Annotated in this window: 15 protein-coding genes; 12 read left to right on the forward strand and 3 right to left on the reverse strand. The window is 70.9% G+C overall.

Going from position 1 to position 7335, the window contains the following annotated elements; genetic code table 11:
• The first annotated feature begins 52 nt into the window (after positions 1-52).
• From ACE4Q9_RS35650 to ACE4Q9_RS35705, 12 genes are all read left to right on the forward strand, one after another.
• On the forward strand, positions 53-352 hold the full coding sequence (locus ACE4Q9_RS35650; RefSeq protein WP_397988973.1) for a hypothetical protein: 300 nt from the start codon (positions 53-55) through the stop codon (positions 350-352).
• Positions 349-489, forward strand: coding sequence for a hypothetical protein (locus ACE4Q9_RS35655; RefSeq protein ID WP_397988975.1), 141 nt, complete (start codon positions 349-351; stop codon positions 487-489). Before ACE4Q9_RS35650 ends, ACE4Q9_RS35655 begins: the two co-directional genes overlap by 4 nt.
• Positions 486-683 (forward strand): hypothetical protein, encoded by a 198-nt coding sequence (locus tag ACE4Q9_RS35660; RefSeq protein WP_389171791.1) that lies wholly within the window; start codon positions 486-488, stop codon positions 681-683. The genes ACE4Q9_RS35655 and ACE4Q9_RS35660 overlap by 4 nt, the downstream gene beginning before the upstream one ends.
• Entirely contained in the window at positions 680-1048 is a 369-nt protein-coding gene (locus tag ACE4Q9_RS35665; protein WP_397988977.1) for a hypothetical protein, read from the forward strand. The genes ACE4Q9_RS35660 and ACE4Q9_RS35665 overlap by 4 nt, the downstream gene beginning before the upstream one ends.
• On the forward strand, positions 1045-1356 hold the full coding sequence (locus ACE4Q9_RS35670) for a hypothetical protein (RefSeq protein ID WP_397988979.1): 312 nt from the start codon (positions 1045-1047) through the stop codon (positions 1354-1356). The genes ACE4Q9_RS35665 and ACE4Q9_RS35670 overlap by 4 nt, the downstream gene beginning before the upstream one ends.
• Entirely contained in the window at positions 1353-1703 is a 351-nt protein-coding gene (locus ACE4Q9_RS35675; RefSeq protein ID WP_397988981.1) for a hypothetical protein, read from the forward strand. The genes ACE4Q9_RS35670 and ACE4Q9_RS35675 overlap by 4 nt, the downstream gene beginning before the upstream one ends.
• A 122-nt stretch (positions 1704-1825) precedes the next feature.
• Complete coding sequence (locus ACE4Q9_RS35680; protein WP_397988983.1) at positions 1826-2485, forward strand: hypothetical protein; 660 nt, start codon at positions 1826-1828, stop codon at positions 2483-2485.
• Between the two features lie 3 nt (positions 2486-2488).
• On the forward strand, positions 2489-2620 hold the full coding sequence (locus tag ACE4Q9_RS35685; RefSeq protein ID WP_397988985.1) for a hypothetical protein: 132 nt from the start codon (positions 2489-2491) through the stop codon (positions 2618-2620).
• 64 nt (positions 2621-2684) lie between these two features.
• A complete protein-coding gene (locus ACE4Q9_RS35690; protein WP_397988987.1) occupies positions 2685-2957 on the forward strand; it encodes a helix-turn-helix domain-containing protein in 273 nt (90 codons plus the stop codon).
• Between the two features lie 436 nt (positions 2958-3393).
• Positions 3394-3744 carry a hypothetical protein gene (locus ACE4Q9_RS35695; RefSeq protein ID WP_397988989.1) on the forward strand — a complete coding sequence of 117 codons (351 nt, stop codon included), beginning with the start codon at positions 3394-3396 and terminating at the stop codon, positions 3742-3744.
• Entirely contained in the window at positions 3741-4328 is a 588-nt protein-coding gene (locus ACE4Q9_RS35700; RefSeq protein ID WP_397988900.1) for a hypothetical protein, read from the forward strand. Before ACE4Q9_RS35695 ends, ACE4Q9_RS35700 begins: the two co-directional genes overlap by 4 nt.
• A gap of 209 nt (positions 4329-4537) precedes the next feature.
• Entirely contained in the window at positions 4538-4969 is a 432-nt protein-coding gene (locus tag ACE4Q9_RS35705) for an NUDIX domain-containing protein (RefSeq protein WP_397988901.1), read from the forward strand.
• Between the two features lie 61 nt (positions 4970-5030).
• On the opposite strand, the gene ACE4Q9_RS35710 is transcribed toward ACE4Q9_RS35705, so the two are convergent.
• The 3 genes from ACE4Q9_RS35710 to ACE4Q9_RS35720 form a co-directional block, all read right to left on the reverse strand.
• On the reverse strand, positions 5031-5978 hold the full coding sequence (locus ACE4Q9_RS35710) for a hypothetical protein (protein WP_397988903.1): 948 nt from the start codon (positions 5976-5978) through the stop codon (positions 5031-5033).
• On the reverse strand, positions 5975-6748 hold the full coding sequence (locus ACE4Q9_RS35715; protein WP_397988905.1) for a division plane positioning ATPase MipZ: 774 nt from the start codon (positions 6746-6748) through the stop codon (positions 5975-5977). The genes ACE4Q9_RS35710 and ACE4Q9_RS35715 overlap by 4 nt, the downstream gene beginning before the upstream one ends.
• A 172-nt stretch (positions 6749-6920) precedes the next feature.
• Positions 6921-7208 (reverse strand): hypothetical protein, encoded by a 288-nt coding sequence (locus ACE4Q9_RS35720; RefSeq protein ID WP_397988906.1) that lies wholly within the window; start codon positions 7206-7208, stop codon positions 6921-6923.
• Between the last annotated feature and the right edge of the window lie 127 nt (positions 7209-7335).

Genomic DNA, 7335 nt, shown 5'->3' on the forward strand with positions numbered 1-7335 from the left:
CCAGCTCCGACCAGCGGAAACCCCTGTGCATCTCGTCCAGAGAGGGATCTCCATGCGTCATCTTCCCAGGACCACCCGTGTCCTGACCACGCAGGTCAACACCGACACGACCCCCGCGCCCAAGCGCGTGCTGGTCGTGGGCCGGTTCGTCCGCCCGACCTGCGAGAACTGCGACGACTTCAAGGCTGTGAAGGTCGTGATCGACGGACGGTTGGTCACGATCCACTGCTCGGAGTGCGTCCCCTCCCCGGCCGCCGGCCTCGACGACGTCATGGACGACGTCGAGCGTCAGGACGACGGGCACGGCTACGAGGCCGAGGACCTGCTCGTCACCCAGGGGCGTGCCGCGTGAGCCCCCAGGAGCAGGCCGCCGCCGAGCGCGACGCGCAGGTCAAGGCGGCCGAGGAGCGGACCCGCAAGGCGCTGGAGGACCTGCAGCACCACGGCCAGGCCGGCGCCGCCATCACCAGGCCGAGGGGTCAGGGATGAGCGACCTGCCCATGCGCCCGACCGCCCACGAGCGCGACGGACGCGACGAGGTCGCCTCGGTGCCCGCCGAGATGGCCCGCACGGCGCACGAGCTGCACCTCGACGGCTACAGCGACGCCGAGGTCAGCCGCGCGCTCGTCGCCGACGAGCTCACGATCGAGCTGCTGATGCAGAAGCCGGGGGGCGCCCGATGAGGAACCCCCTGCGCCCCCTGATCGGCCGGGTGAGCCACGCGTTCGGCGTCACCCTCGGCGCGATCGGCGTCGTCGAGGACGCCGTCGCCACCGTCCGCAGCCACCGCCTGACCAAGACCGACAACGAGCAGCTGGCCGCCTCGGCACGCAACACCGCGCTGGCCGAGGCCCGCCGGGGCTGCACCCACCTCCCGGCATGTCCGCCGGCCGCCGCGCCGGACCGGATGAAGGCCGTCGAGGTCTGGGCCGACGACGCCTGTGTCTACCTGTGCAACGGGCTCGTGCTCGCCGCCCGGGAGACGCAAGCCCCGGACTCCCCGTCCGGCCTCTACACCCCGATGCCGGAGAAGGAGACGACGCTGTGACGACCGACGACCGTATCCAGGCCACCGCCGTCATCGCCCTGCTCGCGGCCCTGCTCGGCGCCCTGTGGGCCCTGCAGCACGGCCTCGGCCCGCAGGGAGTCGCCCTGGTCTCCGGGCTCGCCTACGGGGGCGCCCTGGCCTTCACGGGCCCGCTGCAGGCCCCGCTCGGCGAGTCGGTGGTGACCAGCGTCAAGTACGCCGCGTTCACCGCCGCGTTCGCCGTGTGGGTGCTCGCCGCCGGGGCCTACTCCGGGTGGCAGCTGCTGCGCGACCGCCGCACCTCGACCTCGAAGGGGGTGTTCGCGTGACGACGCTCGCCGACGCCCTCGGCAGCGAGACCGAGGCCAACCGCTGGATGGAGAGCCGCGCCCGCGGACTCGTGCTGTGGAGGCGCGTTGCCCCGCAGGACGCGTACCGGCTCGTCGAGGCCGCCGTCGAGGAGCACGACCCGTCGATCCTCGCGGAGCTGGGCCAGGTGTGGACCCGCAGGCCCGAGGCCGCCGAGTCCGGCCTCCCGGAGGTCCTGTACCTGACCCACTGGCTCGACCGCGACCACTTGGTGGTCGAGGACGGGGCGACCGGGTCCGCCGTGCTCCCGCTGCCGACCCTCAACGCCTACCAGCTCGACTACTGGCACCGGTCGGACCAGCCGTGACACCCCGCCAGCCGTTCTCCGAGGACACCGAGTCCGGGCCCGCCACCACGGCGGGCCCGGCCCCGGGCGACACCCCCCCCCACCACCGACACCGACGACACGTCCCGGACGGAGCCCCAGCCGTGACGCCCCGCCCCGACCAGCTCCCCGCCTGGTACAGCCAGCACCTGCTGACCAGCGCGCCGCCGCCCCAGCACACCGGCCTCACCCTCCTCGCGGCCTACTCCGGTCGGATCGTGCCGGTCATCACCACCTCGACCGCCCTTGCCCTGGCCCGAATCTGGCATGAGCAGGGTGCCGCCCACAGCATCGGCGACATGGTGCTGATGATCGCCCTGTCGACCGGGTCGTTCGCCGCCGGATGCGTCTCCGCCGCACACCGCAATAGCGACGCCGTCACAACCGCCGTGGCGTTCACCGCATCCGGAATGTTCGCCGTCATCGGCCCCGCGGCCTACACCGAATCGTGGGCCCTGGCCGGAGTCCTCTGGTTCGTCAGCACCGTGCTCGTCTACGTCGTGTCCTCCCGGCACTGGCGGGCCGCCCGTCAGCTGCGTGAGGACCGCGAACACGAGCTGATGCTCGTTCGGCTCAGCAGCGCCACCACTGTGGCCACCACCGTTATCGAGCACGACACCCGGGCTCAGGCCCTTGCCTACGGCCTGATGTTCGCGGAGGCCGTCGAGCAGCGCCGACGCCTCGACCCGCACACGTACGACCCGGCCGCCATCGAACATGCCGGACTGCCCCAGCTTCCCCTCACCGCCAACACCAAGGAGTAATTCATGGCCGACACGACGCCCCAGGACGACGAGACCACCACGACGGATGAGCAGTGGCGCCAGGACATGGCCGACGAGTGGTGCATCGAGGCGTACGGCGACACCTACACGCCCTCGAACGAGTGGGGGAACTGATCGTCCGCGCCTGACACCACCCGTGACTACCCGTGAGGATGGCCGGGCGAGGAAAGGGGGAGCGATGAGCTCGAAGCGCAGCGACCAGGATCCGCCGGAGGTGACGTTCGGCCCGGACTGGACCGTCACACCGCGTGTGGCCGCCGACTTTCTCGGCGTCGACCGCAAGCGAGTACACCGGCTCATCGAATCCGGCGTCCTGCACGTGCAGTACGAGGGCAGGGTCCGGCTCGTCGAGCTGGACTCTCTGTTCGCCTACCGCCGCAGCCAGCCTCTCCCCCAGCGCCCGGCCGCCCACCCCGATACCGACAAGGAGCACCCCCAGCATGGCCACTGACGACCCGTGGGCGACCAGCACGGCCCCTGCGGCCACCACGCCCCGCCAAGAGTACGAGGACGCCCTCGACGCCGCCGGGTACGGTGCCGAGGCCCGCGCCCGGTACATCGCCGACGCGGCCGATCCCGAGTACGCCGAGTGCGAGTGGGACAACAACATCGTCCCGGCCGCCGAGACCGCCGGCCTCATCCCGGAGGCGCCGCCGTACGAGCCCACCGTCGAGGAGCAGGTGCGCGAGTGGTGCAGCCGGGCCGCGGGCCGCCAGTTCGACGCCGCCCACGGCGACCCGGCCCCGTGGGACCTCACCGCACAGGACATGGAGACCATCAGGGCCGACACCGAGCGTCTCGTCGCCGAGCGCGGCGAGGAGCTAGCCGACTTCCTGCAGGCCAACCCGCGGACCGGCGAGGAGCCCGCCGGGGCGTACGACGACCGGGTGTTCGCGCTGCTCGCCGAGGAGCCCAAGGTGGTCGTCCTGTGCGGCAGTACCCGGTTCATGGCCGAGATGACCGAGGCCAACGCCCAGGAGACCGCCGCCGGTCGCATCGTGCTCGCCCCCGGGTGCGACCTCAAGACGTCCCACCCGTTGTGGGCCGACCCGGCCGCCGTCGAGGCGCTCAAGCCCCGGCTCGACGCCCTGCACCGCGCGAAGATCCGCGCCGCCGACGAGGTACTCGTCGTGGGCGACTACGTCGGCGACAGCACCCGCGCCGAGATCGAGTACGCCCGCCGGTTGAACAAGCCCGTCCGCTACACCCACCCCGAGGTCGAGGAGACCGAGAAGTGATTCGCATCATCACCGGCACCACGCACCGGTACTACGAGGACAAGGTCGAGGAGGCCGGGAAGGTCCCGGGGCTGGAGTACCGGCTCAAGGAGGCCGAGGGCGACGCGGCCATGTGGAAGGCCCAGGCCGAGGACTATCAGCAGCAGCGCGACCAGGAGCGTGAGCGGACCGCGCAGCTCACGGTCGAGCTGCGCGAGCTCCAGGCCCAGCTCGACGGCCAGCAGGCCGAGTTCTCCCGCCAGCTCCGTGAGGCGAGCGAGCCCGTCGCGGAGATGCTCACCGACCTGATCCACCGCGCGGAACACCCCGTCACCGGCGCCGACTTCCGCAAGGAACTGGCCCTGCGCGTGCTGGAGACGTGGGAGGAGCGGCTGACCCCGGAGGACCACAACAGCCCTATGGGCCTGATCCTGCGAGTCATCACGGACACCCGGAAGCCCGGCGAGGTCCTCGGCGACGAGGCGCCGGCCCCGGCCCCGGCCGAGGAGCCGGGCACCCTGCCCCAGGCCGACCCCAAGCTCGTCGGCCAGGTCATGGACGCCGCCCTGATGAAGGGCACGGAGCCGTTCCCCGGCATCGGCTGAGCCCTTCCCAACCCGACACACCCACTGGCCAGGTCATGGACGCCGCCCTGATGAAGGGCACGGAGCCGTTCCCCGGCATCGGCTGAGCCCTTCCCAACCCGACACACCCACTGGCCAGGTCATGGACGCCGCCCTGATGAAGGGCACGGAGCCGTTCCCCGGCATCGGCTGAGCCCTTCCCAACCCGACACACCCACGAGAGAGACCTGATGACCGAAACCCTTGAGACCATCCGCTACACCGCCGATGTGGTCTGCCTGCGCGGCGACGACGTCCTCCTGATCCGGCGCGGCTGGCCGCCGCACGAGGGCGAGCTGGCCCTGCCCGGCGGGCACGTCGATCCCGGAGAGACCTCCCGCACCGCCGCCGCGCGGGAGCTGCTGGAGGAGACCGGCGTCCGCGTCGCCGCCGAGGACCTCGACCTGATCGGCGTCTACGACCGCCCGGACCGCGATCCTCGCGGCCGGTACGTGAGCGTCGCCTACGCCGTCACCGTAGCCGAGGGCACCGTCGCCCAGGCCGGAGACGACGCGGCCGCCGTGCAGTGGGTCCCCCTGACCGAGCCGGGGGCCCTGGCGTTCGACCACGCCGAGATCGTCACCGACGCCCGCCACCACCAGGTCGACGCCGCGCGACGCTGAGCCCAAGCCGAAGCGCCCGCCCCAGGGGAGACCCAGGGACGGGCGCTTCGCTGTGTCGAGGTCAGCCCTCGACGATCTCCGCCTCGACGACGGAGTCCACGGGAACGGTGCCGTGCCGGTCGAACCACCGTCCCAGCGCCCGTACGTGCTTGGCCTCCCGAACCGCGTCCGCCGCGTCGAGCGGGGCGAGCCCACCGTCCGTGAGCTGGCTGTACCGGACCTGTAGGGCCTCAAGATCCGCCCGGATTCCGCGCAGCTTCTCGTTGATCTCCCAGCGTTCCAGCCGCTCCAAGTCCGAAGACGTGTTCGATTCCTCCGACCGGTCGGAGGAATCGAACGAGGTGTTCGAGTCGGTGGCTGATGTCCCCGCCGGGGTCTCGGCCGCGCTGGGCGCCGAGGCCGGTTCGGGTGCTGTGAGCTGGCGGTAGGTCTCCCGCAGGCCCTCCTCGGTGGCCTTGCCGTCGCGTGCTTCGGTGTCTACCCACAGCCGCTCTACCTCCGCAGCGGGCAGCTCCGCGTTCACCGCCGGCGCCAGGGCCCGGATGTGCTTCGTGGTGAGGACCGTCCCCCTGTATACGTACTCGTCACTGCCCGCCAGGCCGAGAGCGATGCGGACCCGCACCGCGTCCATGAACAGGTAGCACTGGCTAGGGCTGTAGCCCCAGATCATGTCCAGCCACCGCTCGAACGTCCGGGTCGGGTCGTCCAGGCAGTACAGCGAGTTGTCCCTCACCCACATCAGGTATGGCCCGGCCGTGTCGAAGAACACCGCGCCCGCCCGGAGCTGGGCCTCCTTGACCGTGCCCTCCCGCTTGGCCTCGGCCGCCTGCAGCACCTTGAGGCATTCCTCCAGCTGCTGGGCCGGTTCGAGCCTGGCCAGCCGCCGCGGCTTCTTCATGACCCGTTCCACCCGGCGCAGCCGGACCGCAGCCTCTTCCTCCGGGGCGAGCTGGTCAACCGAGGTCAGCTCACCCGCCTGAGCGGGCACTGCCACCTCTGCCGTTGTCATCGGTACACCTCCGTCAAGCCGGCACGCTTCCGGGCCTCGGACCGCATCATCTCGTCCCAGACGTCGGTGTACTCATCCAGGTTCGTCGGAACCTTGCCGAGCTGGCGCGTGTACTCGATGAGCTGCTCGACCTCGGTGTCCAGGACACGGACCGGCTTGCCCAGGAAGATCAGCGGGGCCAGCTCCACCCGGGCCTCACGCGACTGCTTGTCGCTGATCTTGCGGGACAGCAGCACGTACGTCTCGAAGCCGCCCCGGGAGTTGTCGCCGTAGATCTTGGCGGCCTCCGTGAACGTGGGCGCCACCCGGTCGACGTCGAGCCCACTGGGGGAGAGCGGGACGATCAAGCGGTTCGCGTGCTTGAGCGCCTTGTGGAACAGCGCCACGTTGCCGCCGCCGATGTCGGCGAACACGTCGTACCCGTCCGCCTGCAGCTCTGCGATGTAGTCGTCCAGGTCCTCGAAGGGGTACCGCTCGACGTCGAGCGGATACTCCAGCTTGGTTCCCTTCGCGGCCTGCTCGTCCTTGAACTTCTTCGCCCAGCGGAAGGTGGTCTGACTAACCGTGTCCGCATCGAGGACCTTGACCGGCCGGCCCTGACCCGTCTTCCGCTTACGCCGCAGGGCCCGGACGAAGGCGAGGTAGTTGGTGGTGGTCGTCTTGGTGGAGCCGCCCTTGAGGCAGGCCATCACCGTGACGTCGCCTTCGTCGCCCTCCGGACCGTCTGGAACCGGTTGCTGGCGGGGGACTGTAACGTCGGAACTGGCCACGATTGGATCTCCCTTGTCGTCAACGGGGTTGTGGCTGTACGAAGACGCGCCCGCCGGGTCTGCCTCCGGCGGGCGCGTGACGATCCGCTGATATGACGGGGACGCCCCACACCGAGGAACGGTACCGAGGCTCCCCCCTGTCGAGGACGACAACGCCCGCGACGGCTCCGTGTCATCCTGCCGGCGGAAGCTCCAGACGCCGCCGTTGACGACGAGCCGGAGCTCCCCCCGTACGGGATCGCGGACCACTCGACCGGGGGACGTCGTCCCGCTCGACCGTCACGGTCGGCGCGCCGGCGAGCTGCACGTCCAGGACGACGCGGAGCCCGCCGCCCCGGTGCGAGAGCTTGGTCGGCTCGCTCGCCTGCAGGGCCGTGCACGCGTTGAGCAGCGGCAGCAGCACCGCCAGGACCTCCTCCCCGCGCTGCTTGTCGTCGGTCATCACCCGGAGCTGCACCATCAGTTCGTCCCCTCGTTCGTTCCGTCGGCCTCAACGGCCCGCGAGTCCAGGTATCCAGTGATCCGGTCACTCTCGTAGTGCATCAGCGAGGCCAGGAGCGGCCCCGCCCACAGTCCGAGAGTGAGGG

It is taken from the genome of Streptomyces sp. AM6-12 (genome assembly GCF_044327085.1).
Classification (GTDB): Bacteria; Actinomycetota; Actinomycetes; order Streptomycetales; family Streptomycetaceae; genus Streptomyces.

Bases quoted from the DNA above. Each gene is read 5' to 3' on its own strand.
- ACE4Q9_RS35710 (WP_397988903.1), bottom strand. From the start codon at position 5,978: ATGACAACGGCAGAGGTGGCAGTGCCCGCTCAGGCGGGTGAGCTGACC.
- ACE4Q9_RS35685 (WP_397988985.1), top strand. From the start codon at position 2,489: ATGGCCGACACGACGCCCCAGGACGACGAGACCACCACGACGGATGAG.
- ACE4Q9_RS35690 (WP_397988987.1), top strand. From the start codon at position 2,685: ATGAGCTCGAAGCGCAGCGACCAGGATCCGCCGGAGGTGACGTTCGGC.
- ACE4Q9_RS35720 (WP_397988906.1), bottom strand. From the start codon at position 7,208: ATGGTGCAGCTCCGGGTGATGACCGACGACAAGCAGCGCGGGGAGGAG.
- ACE4Q9_RS35705 (WP_397988901.1), top strand. From the start codon at position 4,538: ATGACCGAAACCCTTGAGACCATCCGCTACACCGCCGATGTGGTCTGC.
- ACE4Q9_RS35665 (WP_397988977.1), top strand. From the start codon at position 680: ATGAGGAACCCCCTGCGCCCCCTGATCGGCCGGGTGAGCCACGCGTTC.
- ACE4Q9_RS35660 (WP_389171791.1), top strand. From the start codon at position 486: ATGAGCGACCTGCCCATGCGCCCGACCGCCCACGAGCGCGACGGACGC.
- ACE4Q9_RS35650 (WP_397988973.1), top strand. From the start codon at position 53: ATGCGTCATCTTCCCAGGACCACCCGTGTCCTGACCACGCAGGTCAAC.